The organism is Oceanisphaera sediminis, assembly GCF_039539745.1.
Taxonomy (GTDB): Bacteria; Pseudomonadota; Gammaproteobacteria; order Enterobacterales; family Aeromonadaceae; genus Oceanimonas; species Oceanimonas sediminis.
In genome coordinates this window covers 89,467-108,288 of the sequence record NZ_BAABDS010000015.1, presented here as the reverse complement: position 1 = coordinate 108,288, position 18,822 = coordinate 89,467, and the positions used below count along the sequence as shown (strand labels likewise).

Here is an 18,822-nt window from a genome sequence, read left to right as displayed (position 1 = left end):
CCAAGAGGCAGGCCACAAGCTTTCTTTTAGCCTTCCAGCTCGGCAATGCGAGCCTGTAACCGGGCCACTTCCGCTTCCAGCTCGGTGATCCGCGCCTGCAGCTCTGCCTTCGGCTGATGTGAACCGGCACCGGCCGGTACGGCGGCTTCCAGTGAATAGTCGGTATCGCCAAACAAATGACCGTAGCGCGAATCCCGCCTGCCGGGCTGGCGTGGCAGCTTGATCACGAAGGGTCCCTTCTCGATCAGGCTTTGCAGGCAGTCATCTACCTGCGACACATCCTTGAACTGATGCAGGCGCGGGGTACGACTGCGCAACTCGCCCGGCGTCTGGGGCCCGCGCAGCAGCAGTTCGCAGACGATGGCCAGCTCGCCGGGGCCGAAATGCAGATCCCCAAACTCGGTATTACAGAACCGGTGTTGATATTTGGCGGCGCGGGCATTGAAGCCGGCGGTATTGTTGACCAGCCGCCGGGCAATCAGGGTATTGAGTACCGACTGTACCTCTTCTTCGTTGAGGCTCAGCACCGGATCGCGGTTGCTTTTCTGGTTGCAGGCGTTGACCAGTGAATTCAGGGTCAGAGGATACACTTCGGGCGTGGATACCTGTTTTTCGATCAGACAGCCGATAACCCGTTGTTCCAGAAGCGAAAGCTGTTCCATGTACAGACTCCTTTGTTTTGCTTTCCAGACTACCGGACAAACCCCGAAACACCAACGACTACCGAGGCACGGGCCACGATGAGTTGCGATACCAGTGCTGGTGGCAAGACCGATTAGCCCGGCCAGAAAAACCGGAAAACTGTGCACCAGCGCAGATTCTGAAAAAAAATCAGGCTACTCAGTACGTTGCCCCAGGCGATAAGACTAAAGTAGACGCCGTTTCAGACAAGATCATCACTAAGGGACCTAGTTGTATGAAAATCGCCCACAAGGTCGGCTTTGCCGCCGCCGCCGTGCTGCTGCTGACCGTCAGCATACTGTCATGGATGCAGCTTTCGCAGGTGCGTGACGCCCTGCGTAGCCAGACCGCCGCTTCCATCAATGAAACCAGCTCCACCCTCGCCAGCCAGGTAGAAAACTGGCTCAACACCAAACTCAAGCTCATCGACATGATGGCCCAGAATATCGACGGCCAGTTCAGCCCCGAGCAGGTACAACAGGTATTCAACACCCCGCTGTTGCAGGATGAATTTCTGCTGATATTCGGTGGTCTGGAAAGCGAGAACGGCCGCCGTATCACCAACGACCCCGGCTGGAATCCTACCGGTTGGGATGCGCGCCAGCGCCCCTGGTATTCGGTGGCCATGCAGGCCGAACGGGCCGTGCTGACCGAACCCTATGCCGATGCCGCCACCGGCGAGATTCTGATCTCGGCGGTGTCCAAAATCAGCGCCAACGGCCGGCCCCGCGGCGCCTTTGGCGGCGATCTCAGCCTGCAATCGGTGGCCGACGCCATTAATGTCATCGACTTCAACGGTGCCGGCTATGCCTTTCTGGTGGCCGACAACGGCCACATCATTTCTCATCCCGATGCCGAGCTGAACGGTCAGTCACTCGAAACATTGTTTGAAGGACAGCGCCCGGCCTTTACCCCTTCAATCAGCAACTATTCACTGAACGGCGAGCCGCACTGGGTGTCCTTTACCCCGCTGACCCACTTGCAGGGTGCCGATTGGTACATAGGTGTGGTGCTGGATGAAGCCACGGTGATGGCCAAGGCCGACAGCCTGCAATGGCAGGCACTGCTGATTTCGGTACTGGGCGTGCTGATAAGCCTGGTGCTGCTGATCCTGCTGATGACCAAGCTGCTCAAGCCGCTCAATGGCCTGCACCAGTCGCTGAAAGACATCAACGGCGGCCAGGGCGATCTGACCAAGCGTCTTCCCATTCTGCATCGTGATGACTTTGGTCTGGTGGCCGGTGAATTCAACGGTTTTCTGGCTCACTTGCAGAAGCTGATCGGTGAGGTGATGGACAGCTCGCACAAGCTGAAAGCCAGTATCAACGACACCTCGGGCCAGTCGGAACAGGCCGAAAACCAGTTGCAGGTGCAACTGCAGGAGCTGGATCAATTGGCCACCGCCATGCATGAAATGGCCGCCACCGCCACCGAAGTGGCGCAGCATGCTCAGCACGCGGCCGAGGCCGCCAATGCCGCCAATCAGGAAACCGAGCAGGGCGCCCTGGTGGTATCCCGCTCCACCCAGGCGGTAGAGCGACTGGCCGCCGACATGGAAGACACCATGGCCTCGGTGAACGAGCTGGCTCAATTGAGCCGTAATATCGAGTCCATTCTGTCGGTGATCTCCGGCATTGCCGAGCAAACCAATCTGCTGGCACTGAATGCCGCCATTGAAGCAGCCCGGGCCGGCGAATCGGGCCGCGGCTTTGCGGTGGTGGCGGATGAAGTGCGCTCGCTCGCGTCACGCACCCAGCAGTCCACCCAGGAAATCGGCAACATGATAGAGCAACTGCAGAACGGGGTGCGGCTGGCGGAAAACAAGATGAAGCAGAGCCAGACGCTGGCAGCACAGACCTCGGTGGATGCCGCCGAAGCCAACGAGGTATTGGCCCGCATTCGTGACGCCATCGGCCGCATCAACGACATGAATCTGCAAATTGCCACCGCGGCAGAAGAACAAAGCGCCACCAGCGAAGAGATCAACCAGAACACCACCAACATCCGCGACATCAGCCAGCACGTGGCCACCGGTGCCGTGGCGCAGGTAAAACACTGCCAGGGCATGCTTGAACAGATGCAAAAGCAGAATAACCTGCTGGGCGAGTTCAAGGTCTGATCCCGCTCCATCATCCGTTGGTTATAAAGGCGCCTGCGGGCGCCTTTCTCTTTCCCCGGCAAAAACGGCATACTGGGCGCAAGCCTAATCATCGAGGAGCATGAAATGTTAATGGAGTCTGGTAAAGCGGCGCTGATGGTGGTGGATGTTCAGGAAAAACTGCTGCCGGCCATTGATGAAAGCGAACGCCTCGGCGCCCGTATTGAATGGCTGATCTCGGCCTGTCATACCCTGGATACCCCGATACTGTTTACCGAGCAGTATCCGCGCGGTCTGGGCCACACCCTGCCCGCCCTCACCGCACTGGTGGAGCAGCCCGAAGTGGTGGAGAAAATGCACTTTTCTGTGGTGGCCGCCAACTGTCGGCCCGCGCACTGGCAACAGTATCAGCAGGTGATTGTGTGCGGCATGGAAACCCACGTTTGCGTGCTGCAAACGGTGCTGGAACTGCTGAAGGAAGGCAAAGAGGTGTTTGTGGTGGCCGACGCCGTGGGCAGCCGTAGCGAAGAAAACCGCCAGCTGGGGCTGGAGCGCATGCGCGATGCGGGCGCCCAGATAGTCAGCCGGGAAATGGTGATTTTCGAGCTGATGCACCAGGCCGGCACCGAGGCGTTCAAAACAGTCAGTAAACAGTTTTTGCGCGGCGAGCAGCCTTAACTGATTGTGAGGGGTGAGACGTAAGGCGTGAGGAGTCATACACTTTCCTCCTCACCCCTCACTCCTAACGCTTTACGCTTTTTTGTCCCAGATCCCTTCTTCAAGCTGGCGATGCAGCTCGGGATACTTGCTGGCATCGAAGGAGGGCACCTTGCCCAGCTTGCGCTGGTCGTTATAATCCCGCGCCAGCTTCACCACCACCCCCGACAGCAACAGAATCGCCGCCAGGTTGGTCAGTGCCATCAGGCCCATGGACGCATCGGCCATGGCCCAGATGGTCGGCAGTTCGCCCATGGCACCGAACATCACCATGCCCAGCACGAACAGGCGGAAAATCAGCAGGCCGCCCTTGTGGTTGTGCTCCAGAAAGATCAGGTTGTTTTCCGCATAGGCGTAGTTGGCCACGATGCTGGTGAAGGCAAAGAACAGAATCGCGATGGCGATAAAAGTATTACCCCAGTCACCCACCTCGTGGGACAGCGCTCGCTGGGTCAGCTCGATACCGGTAATGCCGGAGCCGGGCTCGAATTGGCCGGACAGCAGTATGATGGAGGCGGTACAGGTACAGATAACGATGGTATCGGTAAAGACCCCCAGCATCTGCACATACCCCTGAGACGCCGGGTGCGGCGGATACGGCGTGGCCGAGGCCGCGGCGTTGGGCGCCGAGCCCATACCGGCTTCGTTCGAGAACAGACCGCGCTTGATGCCGTTCATCATCGCCTGGGAAATGGCATAACCGATGGCGCCGCCACCGGCCTGATCCAGACCGAAGGCCGACTTGACGATAAGGCTGAACACGCCCGGCAGCTCTGTGATGTTCATCGCCACCACCACCAGCGCAATCAGCAGATACGCCAGTGCCATGACCGGCACGACCAGCTCGGCAAAACGGGCGATGGAGCGCAGCCCCCCGAAGATGATCACCCCGGCCATCAAGACCAGCGCGACCCCGGTAGCCCAGTCGGGAATACCGAACGCCACGTTCATGGCGGCACTGATGGAGTTGGCCTGTACCGCATTGAATACCAGACCGAAGGCGATGATCAGGAAGATGGCGAACAGCACGCCCATCCAGCGCATCCCCAGGCCTTTTTCCATGTAATAGGCAGGGCCGCCGCGATAGTTGCCGTCTTCATCCTTGACCTTGTACAACTGGGCCAGGGCACTTTCCGCAAAGGCGGTGGACATGCCGATCAGGGCAATCAGCCACATCCAGAAAATCGCCCCCGGACCGCCCAGATACAGGGCAACGGCTACCCCGGCCAGGTTACCGGTGCCGACTCGGGCCGCCAGACTGGTACAGAGTGCCTGAAAGGAGGAAATACCCGCCGCATCGGATTTGCGGCTGTGCTTGAGCACGGAAAACATGTGACCGAAATGGCGAAACTGAATAAAGCCCAGCCGCAGGGTAAAGAAGATTCCCGCACCCAACAGCAGGTAAATCAGTATGGTGCCCCAGAGCAGGTCGTTGATAAAACCGATTATTGCGTCCATTAATATGTCTCTGCTTGCTTCAAATGATGAACCCCGCCCGACCGTTAGTCCGGGCCCCGGATCCGCAGCGCACGGAATCTAGCACAGGCAGGAAAAATAGCCATGTGATCCCGGTCACACCAAAACATTACCAAGGGCAAAAAAGCGATCAAAACAGCAATAAATACACAATAAAACGAAGTTAATAAAACAAAAAACCAACATTAAGTTGTTTATTGAAACATAAACCCACTATAAAAATGAACACAAAAACAAGATTCATACAAATCCCGTCCTTGGTGCCGATCGCGGTTGCCGACTTGAAGAATCAGGCATACGTTCTGCCGGCTTGATCCCCTGCTTTATTTTGGTGCCCCGAATAAGGGATACTGTGGCACTCTTTTTACAAGCCGACCAGACAAAGGATCCTTTCCCATGGCCGATAAACTGACCCAACTGAGAGCCTTGACTACCGTGGTTGCCGACACCGGCGACATCGAAGCCATCCGCAAGTACCAGCCCCAGGATGCTACCACCAACCCTTCACTGATCCTGAAGGCCGCCCAGATCCAGGAATATCAGCCGCTGCTGACCGAAGCCGTCGCCTGGGCCAAGTCCCAAAGCCGGGATGCCGAACAACAGCTGCTTGATGCCTCCGACAAGCTGGCGGTAAACATCGGTTGCGAGATTCTCAAGCTGATCCCCGGCCGCATGTCTACCGAAGTGGATGCCCGGCTGTCGTTTGATACCGAGGCCAGCATTCAGAAAGCCCGCCATCTGATTGAGCTGTACCAACAGGCCGGTGTGGGTCGCGAGCGCATCCTGATCAAGCTGGCGTCCACCTGGGAAGGCATTCGTGCCGCCGAAGTGCTGGAGCAGGAAGGCATCAACTGCAACCTGACCCTGCTGTTCAGCTTTGCCCAGGCCCGCGCCTGTGCCGAAGCCGGCGCCTATCTGATCTCGCCGTTCGTGGGCCGCATCCTCGACTGGTACAAGCAGAACACCGATCAGAAAGAATACACCGCCGAGCAGGATCCGGGCGTGCTGTCGGTGACCCAGATCTATGACTATTACAAGGCGCACGGCTACAGCACCGTGGTGATGGGCGCCAGCTTCCGCAACATCGACGAAATCCTGGAACTGGCCGGCTGTGACCGCCTGACCATAGGCCCCAACCTGCTGGAAGAACTGAGCCAGGCAGAAGGCGAAGTGGTTGCCAAGCTGCAGGACAAGGGCGCCACTCAGCCCCGCCCCGCCCCCATGACCGAAGCCCAGTTCCGTTGGGAACAAAACCAGGACGCCATGGCCACCGAAAAGCTGGCCGAAGGCATCCGCAACTTCGCCATCGACCAGGGCAAACTCGAAACCATGCTCAAGGCCATGCTGTAAGGCATGAGCTAAAACATGCATTAAAACAGGGCTCGGCTGCGTAGTTCGCACCGACAACCATGAGCTGAACAGCAAGAGACCGGCGTTAATTGACGCCGGTCTCTTTTTTGTAATCGCAGTGTAACAACAGGATTCTATTTTATAACTGCATGTGATATATCCGAATGTGACTACAACTGATAGCCAACAGGAGGGAGCCCCATGGAAAGGAGCAGCTTCGATCAGGAATTTGTGGTTGAACGGTCCTCACGTAAATCTCGTGAGCCTGCCAAAAAGCGCAAGTGGCGGGAAATAGAAGCATTACAAGACCAAAAGCGCTTACAACAAGAACTTCAGCAACTCGACTGTACCTTCGAACTCGAAGACTTGGCAGCAGAGCTTGAACTGTAGAGCACGGTAAATAAGTCATAATAATTCGTCAGGCGCCCTCGGGCGCCTTTTTGCGTTTGGCCGGACAGATGAATATTCTGCAGAAACCCCTCCCCTGCCCTCCCCTTGCCTTGCACCCCGCCGTGATTGCTGCAGATCCGAGGTTAAGGGGAGGGAGCAAAGCGTTGTCATGCCTGCCATTGGCACCGAACGGCCCCTCCCCCTTGGCAGCGGAGATACAGGCTCAGCGGCCGGTTCTCGCCAGGGGGAGGTTGGGAGGGGGTGTTGTTACGGCTGTTCGACCGTTGCGGGCAGGCACCAGTCGATGGGTGCCTTGCCCTGCTGTTGCAACAGCTCGTTGGTACGGGAAAAATGCCGGCAACCGAAAAAGCCCCGGTAGGCAGACAGGGGGCTGGGGTGAGCGGCGGTCAGTACATGGTGACGGCTGCGGTCGATCATGGCGCCTTTTTTCTGGGCATGGCTGCCCCACAGCAGAAATACCACGCCTTCACCCTGATCGTTGACCGCTTTGATCACCTTGTCGGTAAAGGTTTCCCAACCCAGTTTGGCATGGGAATGGGCCTTGCCCTCCTCCACCGTCAGCACCGTATTGAGCATCAACACCCCTTGCTCGGCCCAGGATTCCAGGTAACCATGTTCGGGCACCTGAAAGCCGGGAATGTCGCTGGCCAGCTCTTTATACATGTTGCGCAACGACGGCGGCACCCGCACGCCGGGCAATACCGAGAAGCACAGACCATGAGCCTGATTGGGTCCGTGATAGGGATCCTGCCCCAGCATCACCACCTTGACGCTGCCCGGTTCGGTATAGTGAAAGGCGTGAAAAATATGCTGCTGCGACGGATAGACAGCCTTGCCGGCGGCTCGTTCCTGTTTGACAAAAGACATCGCCTGCTGAAAATAAGACTGCTGTTGCTCATGGTCGATGAGCTGGTTCCAGGTCTGGGGCATGGGAATTCCGTTAACGACAAATTTGTAAGGCCGAATTTATTCGACCCCAGCGGCAGAAGCAAGCCGGGGCTGGTCGATTCAAATCGAGCCGGTGAATCGAGCTGGAATCGAGCTGAGACACCCACCTCTCGACGGAATCGATTGAGCCTCAAATTATCCGGATTTGGAATGGGCGTCGAGCTGGGACACCCATCCCTCATAAGAGTCTAATGAGTATTAACCTATCCAGATTTGAGGTGGGTGTCCTTTTTCGCCTCCCCCTCACACTTCAATGCGCGGCCGAATAAGTCCTTCCTGCATCGCCGTGGCGACCAGAGTACCGTCCCGGGTGTAAAAATGCCCCTGCACCAGGCCGCGGCCGGCAATGGCGCGCGGGCTTTCCATAACATAAAGCACCCAGTCATCGAAGCGAAAGTCCTGATGAAACCACATGGAGTGATCGATGGTGGCCACCTGCAGTTCGCGTTCCCAGAACGAGTGTCCATGGGGCATGAGCGCGGTGGGCAGAAAATTGAAATCCGAGGCATAGGCCAGCAGGTATTTGTGAATGCGGGGATCGTCCGGCAAGCGGCCGTTGGCCTTGAGCCAGATATGGCGCACCGGCTCGGCTTTTTCCGGCTTCATCGGATTGACGTAATTCACCTGCCGCATCTCTATCGGCTTTTCGGCCAACAGCTTGTTTTTGAGTCGATCCGGAATAAAACGGGACAGGGCCTGGATGCGTTCGCTCTCGGGTGTCAGCCCCTCGGGCCCGGCCACGTCGGGCATGGCGGCCTGATGCTCGAAACCGGCCACCGGTTGCTGAAACGAGGCGGTCATGTAGAAGATGGGCTTGCCGTATTGCAGCGCCTGCACCCGGCGGGTAGAGGTGGTTTTGCCGTCGCGGATATTTTCCACGTCGTAGATAATCGGCTTGTTGACGTCGCCCGGGCGCAAAAAGTAGGAGTGAAACGAGTGCACCGGGCGCTCCGGATCCAGGGTATATTTGGCCGCCGCCAACGCCTGGCCCATCACCTGTCCGCCAAAGACGGCACCAAAGCCCAGATCCATGCTCTGGCCACGATAGAGGCCGTTGTCCAGCGGCTCCAGCGCCAGCAGTGTCAATAAATTATCCAGTGCCTGACTCATGGTCTGTAACCTGTTAATTCTACGGGGCTTATACGTTAGCACAGGCAGATAATACCAGGGTAGCGGCCTCGACTACACATACGGCTGATGAAGAAAAGTAACAAGAAAAAAGGGCAGCCAATGATTGGCTGCCCTTCAAGGTGTCGTCGGTTTGCTCCTTAAACCTGATTGCTCCCTGCATTCCCTGACCTGACGCTTCCCGTGTCTTCCCCTTCCCGTTCCATCGGGCTGTTCCTGCATCGTCCTGATATGGTGGCATCCTGCTACCAGCGCCTCCTTCCGGGAGGTATTCCCTGCCGCATCCTGCGGTTGTCCTCTTGGCCATCCGGGCCGGGTCCTGGTGCCATCCTGGCTGTTTGGCGTTCCTCGCCATCCTTTGCCGCGTTACTCCTGTAACCGCAACGTCCCTGCTCCCTGTTCCGGCTTCTTGCCGGTGATCCCTGAAGGCTTCCTGCCAGTCCACTTCCTGTGTGCCAGCTGCCTTGCTGTTGATAAACATAATACGAGATCCGCCGCCAGGCTCAATGCACCCGGCGGTAACTTCCACTGCACATAAAACAAACAAAAAAATAAAAATTCATTTCTATCAATATCTTGCATTTAATCATGAGCCGAAGCCGGTAACACAAACCGCCTTATCCTAGCGCCGATTGAGAGATCTCTTACAAGATGTAGGGGGAATGGCGTTTCGGCCGTAACAAGGGGATCGCGTCTAGTCGCACCGGCCACTCGATTTATTGTACCGATGCCACTAATCCGGATTCCCGTCTGCTCGGGAATGACGACAAAAGAGAGCCTGGAGAGCTTGGTGGAACACCCATCTTTCAACTGACGAACTTGGTGGGACACCCATCTTTCAACTCGCTGTCACAACCAGATTTGGGATGGGTGTCCTTTTTCATTTGGCCGCTGCGGGTGAATTTGAGATGGGTGTCCCTTTTCGGTTTTCAGTCGCCCAAAACGAAACATGCCGGGACAAGCCCGGCATGACATACAGAGTACTGAGAGAGTACCGAGTGACGCTTTACTTCATCATCTTCGCCTTGAGGGCGGCGAAGTCGGCGGGGATGGTACCGTTGAGGGGCTCCATGGCCAGGTGCTTGGCCAGCGGACCCGGCAGCGGAATGTCCTGCCCCAGGATCTCGTCGACGTTTTCCTTGAACTTGGCCGGATGGGCGGTACAGAGGAAGATACCCACTTCGTCCTTGCCGCGTTCCTTGTTCAGCAGATCCCAACCGATGGTACCGTGGGGCTCGCACAGGTAACCCTGCTCGAACAGGCGCTTGAGCGCGTCTTTGGTCTGCTCGTCATTGAGTGCACCGGAGGCGATATCGGCCAGATTCCAGCCCTTCACCCGGCACAGCTCTTCCACTCGCGGCCAGTTGTTGGGGCGGCTCACGTCCATGGCGTTGGACAGGGTCGCCACTGTGTTTTTCGGATCCCAGCTGCCGCTTTCGAGATAACGCGGCACCGTGTCGTTGGCATTGGTGGCAGCCATGAAGCGCTTGACCGGCAGGCCCAGCGCCTTGGCAATCAGACCCGCGGTCAGGTTGCCGAAGTTGCCGGACGGCACGGCGATCACCGCCTTGCTACGCTGCTCGGCGGGCAGTTGTGCCACCGCTTCGAAGTAGTAGCATACCTGAGCCACCAGGCGGCTGATGTTGATGGAGTTGGCGGAGTTGAGGCCCACGGCGGCTTTCAGCTCTTCGTCGTCGAACGCCTGCTTGACCAGCGCCTGACAGTCGTCGAAGTCGCCCTGCACCGCATAGGTGCTGATGTTGTCGCCCAGGGTGGTGAACAGTTTTTCCTGCAGCGGGCTGATCTTGCCCTCGGGGTACAGGATCACCACTTCGATGTTGGGCAGGCCGTAGAAGGCATGGGCCACGGCGGCACCGGTGTCGCCGGAGGTGGCGGTCAATATGGTGATCTTTTTACCGTCTTTGCTCAGGGTCGCCAGGCACTGAGCCATGAAACGGCCACCGAAGTCCTTGAACGCCAGGGTGGGGCCATGAAACAGCTCCAGGGCATAGGTGTGATCGTCTACCTTGACCAGCGGCGCCGGGAAGGTAAAGGCGTGCTCCACCATGGCGGTAAGGGTGGATTCGGGAATTTCATCGCCGATCAGATGCTGCAAAACAGCCACCGAGCGCGGCACCAGTGGCAGCTCCAGCAGGGCGTCGATGTTGGCGATAGGAGTCAGGTTTTCCGGAAAAAACAATCCCTGACCACGACCCAGCCCCTGCTTTACCGCACCGGCAAAATCGATGGTTTCCGCATTATCCTTGATGTTGTACAACTTCATAATTCTGTTCCTGTTACCCGAGCGCCTTCGGCATCGATTTTACAAATATGGCAAAAGCCATCCTGATTCTGAATAAAGTGTTCGGCCAACCAGCCTTTCAGTTTTTCTGCCTGGCTCAAGTCCTTGAGCACGCAGAACACGGTGGGGCCGCTGCCGGAAATGCCGGTGGCCAGCGCCCCCATGGACGCAGCCTGCTCGCGCACCGCGTCAAAGCCGGGAATGAGCTGAGCCCGATAGGGTTCGGCAATCACGTCCTTGAGCATGGCGGCGGCCACCGGCTCCTGGCCCGTGTGGCTGGCATGCACAAAGCCCGCCAGCCGACGACCGTAGGTCAGGCAGTCCTGGCGGCGATATTGCGCCGGCAGTATGCTGCGCGCCGCCGAGGTAGACACGCTGATGCCCGGATAGCACAGCACCCAGTACCAGTCGTCGAAGCTGGGCAGGGTCTGGCTAATCACGCCGGCATCGTCCAGCACCAGCTGCATGCCGCCAAAGTGGCAGGGTGCCACGTTATCGTAATGAACGGAGCCGGAGATCTGCCCTTCCAGCTCGCCCATCAGCAGCATCAGTTCATGCTCGCTCAACGCCTGATCGTAAAAGGCATTCAGCGCCACAAAGGCGGCCACTATACTGGTGGCGCTGGAGCCGAGGCCCGAGCCTACCGGCATGTTTTTTTCCAGCGTCATCACCAGCGGCCTGGGGGACAGCCCCTTCTGCGCCAGCGCTTGTTCATAGGCCAGATAGCAGTCATAGACGATATTCTGCTTGAAATCGTCCGGCAACTTGTGGGCAAAGGCACCAATATTGTTCAGCGCAAACTCACCCTCGGTGTCGGCCACCAGTACCCGGTCACCCAGCAGGGTGCCGTCCAGCGGGGCCATGGCGGCCCCCAATATATCAAAACCCACGCTCACATTGGCGGTAGAGGCAGGGGCAAACGCAACAACACTCATTTAAATCTCCTGCTTCCAGTTATGGGTGCGCAACAGGTCGGCAAACACGCCGGCGGCGGTGACATCAGCACCGGCGCCGTAGCCACGCAATACCAGCGGAATCGGCTGATAATACTGGGTGTAGAACGCCAGTGCGTTTTCGCCGTCTTTTACCTTGAACAGCGGATCATCGCCATCCACCGCCTTGATGACCACCTTGCACCGGCCATTGTCGATTTCACCCACATAGCGCAGTACCTTGCCGTCGGCGGCAGCCTGAGCCACTCGCGCCTCGAAATAACCGTTGGCTTCGGGCAAACGGGCCATGAACTGTTCGATATCGCCGCTGGCATCGAACTCCGGCGGCAGCGAAGCTTCCACGTCGATGTCTTCCAGACTCAGGTTCATACCGGCTTCGCGGGCCAGGATCAGCAGCTTGCGCGCCACATCCATACCGCTGAGATCGTCTCGCGGATCCGGCTCGGTAAAGCCGTTTTCACGGGCGACGCGAGTGGCATCGGCAAAGCTCATGCCTTCGTCCAGCTTGCCGAAGATGTACGACATGGAGCCGGACAGAATGCCGCCAAAGGCCTTGAGCTGATCGCCGGCGCGGATCAGGTTCTGCAGGTTTTCGATCACCGGCAAACCGGCACCCACGTTGGTTTCGTACAGAAATTTGCGATGGGTACGCTGGGCGGCCCGGCGTAGCTGGCGGTAGTAATCCAGGCTGGCGGTGTTGGCTTTCTTGTTGGGGGTCACCACGTGGAAACCGGCCGCCAGAAAATCGGCGTACTGATCGGCCACGCCGTCGCTGGAGGTACAGTCCACCAGCACCGGGTTGATCAGGTGGCTGTCTTCCACCATGCGCTGCAGGCGCGGCAGATTAAAGGTATCGGTGGCCTGCTCCAGGCTGTCGCGCCACTCATTCAGATTGAGGCCATCGCGGTTCAGCGCCATCTTGCGGGAGTTGGCAATGCCGACTACCCGAATGCCGATATCCTGCGCTTCCAGCACCGGCTGCTGGCGACGAATTTGCTCCAACAGCGCCGCGCCCACACCGCCACAGCCCACCAGGAACACATCGATAAAGCGACGGCTGGAGAAGAAGTTCTGATGACAGGCCTTGATGGCTTCGGTGGTCTTGTTTTTGTGGATCACCGCCGAGATGGAGCGCTCGCTGGACCCCTGGGCGATGGCCACTATGTTGATGGAAGCCTCGGCCAGTGCATTGAAGAAGCGCGCCGACACGCCCTTGACGGTGCGCATGCGATCGCCCACCAAAGAGATAATCGCCAGCTCTTCAATGATGTCCAGCGGCTCCAGCAACTTGTTCTTGAACTCGAGCGCAAATTCGTCGGCGATGGCCTTTTGCGCCTTCAGCTGATCGAAACTGTGAATACATAAGCTGACGCTGTATTCCGACGAGCTCTGGGTGATCAGCACTATGCTGACCCCGGCGCGGGACACGCAAGAGAACAAACGACCGGCCATGCCCACCATGCCCTTCATGCCCGGGCCCGAGATGTTGATCATGGTCATGCCGACCAGATCGGAGATACCCTTGACCTGCTGGTCGTCGTCACTGCACTCGGGGCCAATCAGCGAGCCTTCGCCCTGGGGGTTACCGGTGTTCTTGATCAGACAGGGAATATGAAACTGGGCGATGGGCGCTATGGTCTTGGGATGCAGCACCTTGGCGCCGAAGTAGGACAGCTCCATCGCTTCTTTGTAAGACAGTTGCTTGAGCAACTTGGCATCCGGCACCAGACGCGGGTCGCAGTTGTAGACGCCGTCTACGTCGGTCCAGATTTCGCAGCATTCGGCATCCACACAGGCGGCCAGCACGGCGGCGGAGTAGTCGGAGCCGTTACGACCCAGAATGACGGTTTCGCCTTTCTCGTTACCGGCGGTGAAACCCGGCATCAGGTAGACGCAATCGTCACGCAGGCCCTGGTCGGCAAAACGCCGGCGGGAGACTTCGATATTGACGTGGGCTTCGAGGAAGCTGCCCTCGCCCAACAGCATGGTCTGGGGCGTAATCACTTCCACCTGCTCGCCGCGCGCCTTAAGCAGCTCGGCCATGGTGGCGATAGACAGTGCCTCGCCCCGGCTCAGAATGTGTGCCTGAGTGTTGTCCGGGCATTGCTGCAACAGGCTGACACCCTGCAGCAGGCGCGCCAGCTGACCCAGCTCGCGGTCGACCCGGGCCTTGAGTTCCTGATCGTCCAGTGACGCAAAGCGTGCCTTGAGACCGTCGATGATGGCATGAAAAATCTGTTCGATTTCCTGCAGTACCGGCGCCGGATCCAGGCCGCGAATGGTCTGCTCCACCACGGCAACCAGATGGTTGGTTACCTTGGCCGGAGCCGACAGAACCAGTGCCACCTGCGACTGCTGCTGGTTGTTGACCACGATATCGGCGACGTTGGTAAATCGCTCGCTGTTGGCCAAAGAGGTGCCGCCAAATTTCAAGACACGCATTCATTACTCCCTGTGTAAAACTAAAAAGCGTAAAACGAAAAAGCCCGCATCGGATGGGGACGCGGGCTTTATGATTCTAATCGATTTATCGTCAGCGCATCAGCCCGCCCCAGTGCCACCAGTGGTGGTACCGGTAATAATAATGGTGGTGGTAATGCGGCTTGCACTCGGCAACATGACGAACAACCTCTAAAAGCGAATGGCATAGCAATACCGCGCGCGCCCTGGCTTGTCAACTTTCATCTTTGGCAGACAAGGCCCGTTCCAGGTCTTTATAAAGCAGATGCAACAGATTAAGGTCCCGCTGTTCCAGCATAGGCAGCCGGTCACCTACCCACTCAGCCAGTTTTTCCTGCTGAGAAACACCGATAATTTCAAATAATTGTTCTGTTTTTTGCTGCAACACCCTTAACTGGGTGTTTTCGGTCTGAAGGTCGGATTTTTCTTCGTTTTGTTCACTCAGGCCCTGACTGAATTCATAGGCATAAAGCATGATGGCCTGGCCCAGATTCAGCGAAGGATAACTCACTTTCAGCGGCAGATAGCTGATGATATCGGCCAATGCCAGATCCTCGTTACTTAAGCCGGATTCCTCGCAGCCGAACAACAGCGCCACTTTTTGTACGCTTTTGCTGTTTACCTGGGCGATGGCCTGCTTGGGCGTCAGGTAGTAGCGATACCGTCCCCGATTTCGGGCCGTGGTAGCAATGACCAGATCCATGTCGGCCAGCGCCGGCGCCAGCTCGTCGAAATATTCGGCCTGCTCCAACACCTCCTGCGCCCCATGCGCAACCCAGTGCGCCTTGTCCTGCTCATGCACCCGGCTGTTGACCAGTCGCATTCGACCAAAGCCCATGGTCTTCATCGCCCGCGCCGCGGCCCCGACGTTTTCGGCTCGCGCCGGCGATTTAAGTACAAAATAAAGCTGCATGCCCATCTCCCAACAAAACGGAGCATATTGTCCCACAAATCCCCCCAGGGTGGGACACCCATCTTTCAGACCCGAAACCCGCTCCCACCATGGGACACCCACTTCGAACGCTGCGCCCCCGCCATGGGACACCCACCTCAAATTGCTCATTTTTTAATCTAAACCTATATTTAAGCTCTGCCCTCGAAATGGATAGTCGCATTATGACCCGCCCACGATCCGAGCTGGTATCACCCGATGAAACACCTTATTACCACTGTATCTGCCGCTGCGTACGACGCGCCTACCTGTTCGGTGAAGACCAGCTGACCGGCCAGAATTACAGCCATCGCAAACAATGGGTGCTGGATCGCCTGCGCCAGCTGCAGTCCGTGTTCACCATCGATCTGTGTGCTTATGCGGTAATGGCCAATCACTATCATCTGGTTGTTCATGTAGATACCCAGGCGGCTCTGGCACTGGATGAGACTGCGGTTGTAAGCCGGTGGCGCAAGTTATTTCGTCTGCCGGTATTGGTTGAACGTTATGTGGCGGGCTCGAACGGTTCGGATGCGGAGCAAGTGGCGGCAAAAGGTATTATCGCGCTGTGGCGCGAACGCCTGGCCGATTTATCCTGGTATATGCGATGCCTGAACGAACACATTGCCCGCAAGGCCAACCTCGAAGACGAATGCACAGGGCGGTTCTGGGAAGGCCGCTTTCATTCTCAGGCGATTCTGGATGACGCCGGCTTGCTGACCTGCATGACCTATGTCGACCTCAACCCGTTACGCGCCGGTATCGTCAAACAGCCTGAAGCGTCCGCCGATGTCTCTTTACACCAGCGGTTACAGCAATACAAAGCAGGCAGTGCTTCGACATCTACCTCCAAAAAGGCGACTTCACAACCTCATTTACTCCCATTTGTCCGCGACCTTACAGAGGATAAACGCAAGGGAATTCCCTTTGCTCTAGGCGATTACCTGGCCATGATTGATTGGGTAGGCCGGGTTCAATGCGAGGAACAACAAGGCTACATTCACTCCGGTGTACCTCCCCTGTTGGACAGAATGGGGCTTGATGCCAACAAGTTTCTGACCGCAGTAAAACCACATCAGCTGTCACATGGCACCGTTATCGGCCATGCCTCGGCCAGAATCGCCTACGCACGACTGCATCATCGACGATGTGTTATCGGCCCCGTTATTTCCACCTGAATTACCAGGTTACTGTTCGGTGATGACAACCAAGTACAGCCTTGCGACCTGTACCATCTCTGCTTCCTATCCAGCCCTTCACCCTACCATCATTCGCCATTTATCCGACTAAATTTCGGGATTGACGGTACAGAACCGCTGTTTCTAGCAGACGGTCGATTCAGACCGTCAAAAGTGAGCCAACAAGAGTAACAAAGGGCCACAAAAGGACAGCCACTTTTCAGAGATGGGTGTCCTTTTTCACTTTTTCATTGCTGTTTAATTTGAAAGCAGCATCCACCGCTCAAAATCTAGTCATCCTCAACGACTCACCGGGTTACTTGTTGTAACGTTTGAAGTGGCTGTCCTTTTTCACTTTGTCCTTTTCACTCTTCTCACAATACAGGAGTACGCATGAGCAACAATGCCAGGGACATGGCCCGAATCATCATGATTCGGTTTAATGACTTTTATCGCTGCTTTCTCGATATCACTCAGGAAGCCCAGGCCAGGTTCGAGCACAAGGACTGGCCAGGCGTTCAGCAGGCCGGGCGACAGCGTATTCGTCTATACGACCAGCATGTGAATGAGGCTGTGCAGGCCATTCGCCATCATAACGGCGGTGGCCCCTTGAGCCAGCACCAGCTAAAAGCCATCAAGCAGGCATTTAATGATCTGCTGACCGAACATGCCAATCCGGAAATTGCCGAGTCTTTTTACAACTCGGTGTATCGCCGTTCCTTTCGCCATCAGAACATTCGGGCAGAAAACCTGTATGTGCACGGCTTTGTTCATCGCTCGCCTTCGCCGGATCTCAGCCCCTGTTGTAGTAGCTACCCCATCAAAGCGGAGGATGTGAACAAGACCCTGCGCCAGGTGCTGCAGGCACTGCAGCTCGACGTTCCGTTTCGGGATCTGGAGCTGGACTTACAGTACCTCGACCGCTATCTGCAGCAGTTTGGTCCGGCCGAGTTAAGTGACGGCAACGCCAGCCTGATTTTTATCAAGCACCTGTTTTTTCGCAACAAGGGCGCCTACCTCATAGGCCGGCTGGAATGCGGCAACAGCTGCCTGCCCTTCATTCTGCCCATTCTGCATCATGAACAGGGCGGCCTTTATCTCGACACGCTAATCCTCTCTAACGACGACGCTTCCATTCTGTTCGGCTTCGCCCGCGCCTACTTTATGGTGTGGTGCCCGGTACCGGCGCTACTGGTGCATTTTTTACGGCCGCTGTTGCCCAACAAGGCCGATTACGAAATCTACAACGCCATCGGCTGTCAGAAGCACGGCAAAACCGAGTTTTACCGGAACTTTCTGCAGCAGCTGCACCACTCCCGCGATCAGTTTGTGGCGGCGCCGGGAATAAAAGGCATGGTGATGCATGTGTTCACCCTGCCCTCTTATGATGTAGTGTTCAAAATCATCAAGGACAAGTTCACGCCGCCCAAAGATGTCAGCCACGACACGGTGCGCGCCAAATACCGGCTGGTAAAACAGCACGACCGGGTGGGCCGCATGGCCGATACCATGGAATTCACCAACTTCGAGCTGCCGTTGCATCGCATCAGCCCCGAATTGCTGGCCGAGCTGCAGCAGGTCGCGCCCTCCTTGCTCACCATCAAGGACGATACCCTGATGATTCGTCATCTTTACACCGAGCGGCGCATGACCCCCCTCAACATTTATCTGGAGCATGCCACCGATCAACAGGTGGTTGATGCCATCGATGAATACGCCAACGCCATCAAGCAGCTGGCCACCGCCAATATCTTTCCCGGCGACATGCTGTTCAAGAACTTCGGCGTGACCCGTCACGGCCGGGTGATCTTTTACGACTACGACGAAATTGCCTACATGACCGAGTGCAACTTTCGCGACATCCCCGAGGCCCGCTACCCGGAAGACGAGTTCAGCGCCGAGCCCTGGTATTCGGTGGCGCCCAACGACATTTTTCCCGAAGAGTTCGCCACCTTTCTGCTCAGCAGCCCGCGCATTCGCGAGGCCTTCAAACAGCAGCACAACGATCTGTTTACCGCCGGCTACTGGCGCCAGCTGCAACAGAACATCAGCGACGGAATATTCGGCGACGTTTTCCCCTACCGGCGCAAGCGTCGCTTCCGGTATTTGTACTCATAAATGAAAAAGGACACCCATCTTTGAAAGATGGGTGTCCTGTCTGGGGTGTCCTGTCTGGGATGTCTTGAAAA

The 18,822-nt window shown here is 57.0% G+C and carries 15 protein-coding genes; 6 read left to right on the top strand and 9 right to left on the bottom strand.

Annotated features, from left to right (window positions below; all coding sequences use genetic code 11):
- Positions 1-26: 26 nt before the first annotated feature.
- Positions 27-662 carry a YceH family protein gene (locus ABD827_RS06605; protein WP_344963477.1) on the bottom strand — a complete coding sequence of 212 codons (636 nt, stop codon included), beginning with the start codon at positions 660-662 and terminating at the stop codon, positions 27-29.
- Between the two features lie 254 nt (positions 663-916).
- Between ABD827_RS06605 and ABD827_RS06600 the strand changes: the two genes are divergently transcribed.
- On the top strand, positions 917-2,800 hold the full coding sequence (locus ABD827_RS06600) for a methyl-accepting chemotaxis protein (protein ID WP_344963475.1): 1,884 nt from the start codon (positions 917-919) through the stop codon (positions 2,798-2,800).
- A 105-nt stretch (positions 2,801-2,905) separates the two neighbouring features.
- Positions 2,906-3,457 carry a hydrolase gene (locus ABD827_RS06595; protein WP_344963473.1) on the top strand — a complete coding sequence of 184 codons (552 nt, stop codon included), beginning with the start codon at positions 2,906-2,908 and terminating at the stop codon, positions 3,455-3,457.
- A 72-nt stretch (positions 3,458-3,529) separates the two neighbouring features.
- Here ABD827_RS06595 and ABD827_RS06590 read toward each other — a convergent pair whose 3' ends face one another.
- On the bottom strand, positions 3,530-4,954 hold the full coding sequence (locus ABD827_RS06590; RefSeq protein ID WP_344963471.1) for an alanine/glycine:cation symporter family protein: 1,425 nt from the start codon (positions 4,952-4,954) through the stop codon (positions 3,530-3,532).
- Positions 4,955-5,368: 414 nt separating this feature from the next.
- On the opposite strand from ABD827_RS06590, the gene tal reads away from it, so the two are divergent.
- Both tal and ABD827_RS06580 read left to right on the top strand, forming a co-directional pair.
- Positions 5,369-6,322, top strand: coding sequence for a transaldolase (gene tal / locus ABD827_RS06585; RefSeq protein ID WP_344963469.1), 954 nt, complete (start codon positions 5,369-5,371; stop codon positions 6,320-6,322).
- 201 nt (positions 6,323-6,523) lie between these two features.
- Complete coding sequence (locus tag ABD827_RS06580) at positions 6,524-6,712, top strand: DUF3545 family protein (protein WP_344963467.1); 189 nt, start codon at positions 6,524-6,526, stop codon at positions 6,710-6,712.
- A gap of 267 nt (positions 6,713-6,979) precedes the next feature.
- Here ABD827_RS06580 and ung read toward each other — a convergent pair whose 3' ends face one another.
- The 7 genes from ung to ABD827_RS06545 form a co-directional block, all read right to left on the bottom strand.
- Positions 6,980-7,663, bottom strand: a complete 684-nt coding sequence (gene ung, locus ABD827_RS06575) for a uracil-DNA glycosylase (RefSeq protein ID WP_344963465.1) — start codon at positions 7,661-7,663, stop codon at positions 6,980-6,982.
- A gap of 261 nt (positions 7,664-7,924) precedes the next feature.
- Positions 7,925-8,791 (bottom strand): acyl-CoA thioesterase II, encoded by an 867-nt coding sequence (gene tesB / locus ABD827_RS06570; protein ID WP_344963463.1) that lies wholly within the window; start codon positions 8,789-8,791, stop codon positions 7,925-7,927.
- 384 nt (positions 8,792-9,175) lie between these two features.
- Positions 9,176-9,391, bottom strand: a complete 216-nt coding sequence (locus ABD827_RS06565) for a hypothetical protein (RefSeq protein ID WP_344963461.1) — start codon at positions 9,389-9,391, stop codon at positions 9,176-9,178.
- A gap of 424 nt (positions 9,392-9,815) precedes the next feature.
- On the bottom strand, positions 9,816-11,093 hold the full coding sequence (thrC, locus tag ABD827_RS06560) for a threonine synthase (RefSeq protein ID WP_344963459.1): 1,278 nt from the start codon (positions 11,091-11,093) through the stop codon (positions 9,816-9,818).
- The gene (gene thrB, locus ABD827_RS06555; protein ID WP_344963457.1) at positions 11,090-12,046 is read right to left on the bottom strand and encodes a homoserine kinase; all 957 of its coding nucleotides are present in this window, start codon (positions 12,044-12,046) and stop codon (positions 11,090-11,092) included. Before thrB ends, thrC begins: the two co-directional genes overlap by 4 nt.
- Entirely contained in the window at positions 12,047-14,506 is a 2,460-nt protein-coding gene (gene thrA, locus ABD827_RS06550; protein WP_344963455.1) for a bifunctional aspartate kinase/homoserine dehydrogenase I, read from the bottom strand.
- A 232-nt stretch (positions 14,507-14,738) separates the two neighbouring features.
- Positions 14,739-15,437, bottom strand: a complete 699-nt coding sequence (locus ABD827_RS06545) for a tRNA/rRNA methyltransferase (RefSeq protein ID WP_344963453.1) — start codon at positions 15,435-15,437, stop codon at positions 14,739-14,741.
- Positions 15,438-15,640: 203 nt separating this feature from the next.
- Between ABD827_RS06545 and ABD827_RS06540 the strand changes: the two genes are divergently transcribed.
- Positions 15,641-16,633: an alpha-amylase family glycosyl hydrolase gene (locus ABD827_RS06540; protein ID WP_344963451.1), complete on the top strand. Its 993-nt coding sequence runs from the start codon at positions 15,641-15,643 to the stop codon at positions 16,631-16,633.
- A gap of 393 nt (positions 16,634-17,026) precedes the next feature.
- Positions 17,027-18,751: a bifunctional isocitrate dehydrogenase kinase/phosphatase gene (gene aceK / locus ABD827_RS06535; RefSeq protein WP_344963449.1), complete on the top strand. Its 1,725-nt coding sequence runs from the start codon at positions 17,027-17,029 to the stop codon at positions 18,749-18,751.
- Positions 18,752-18,822: the final 71 nt, after the last annotated feature.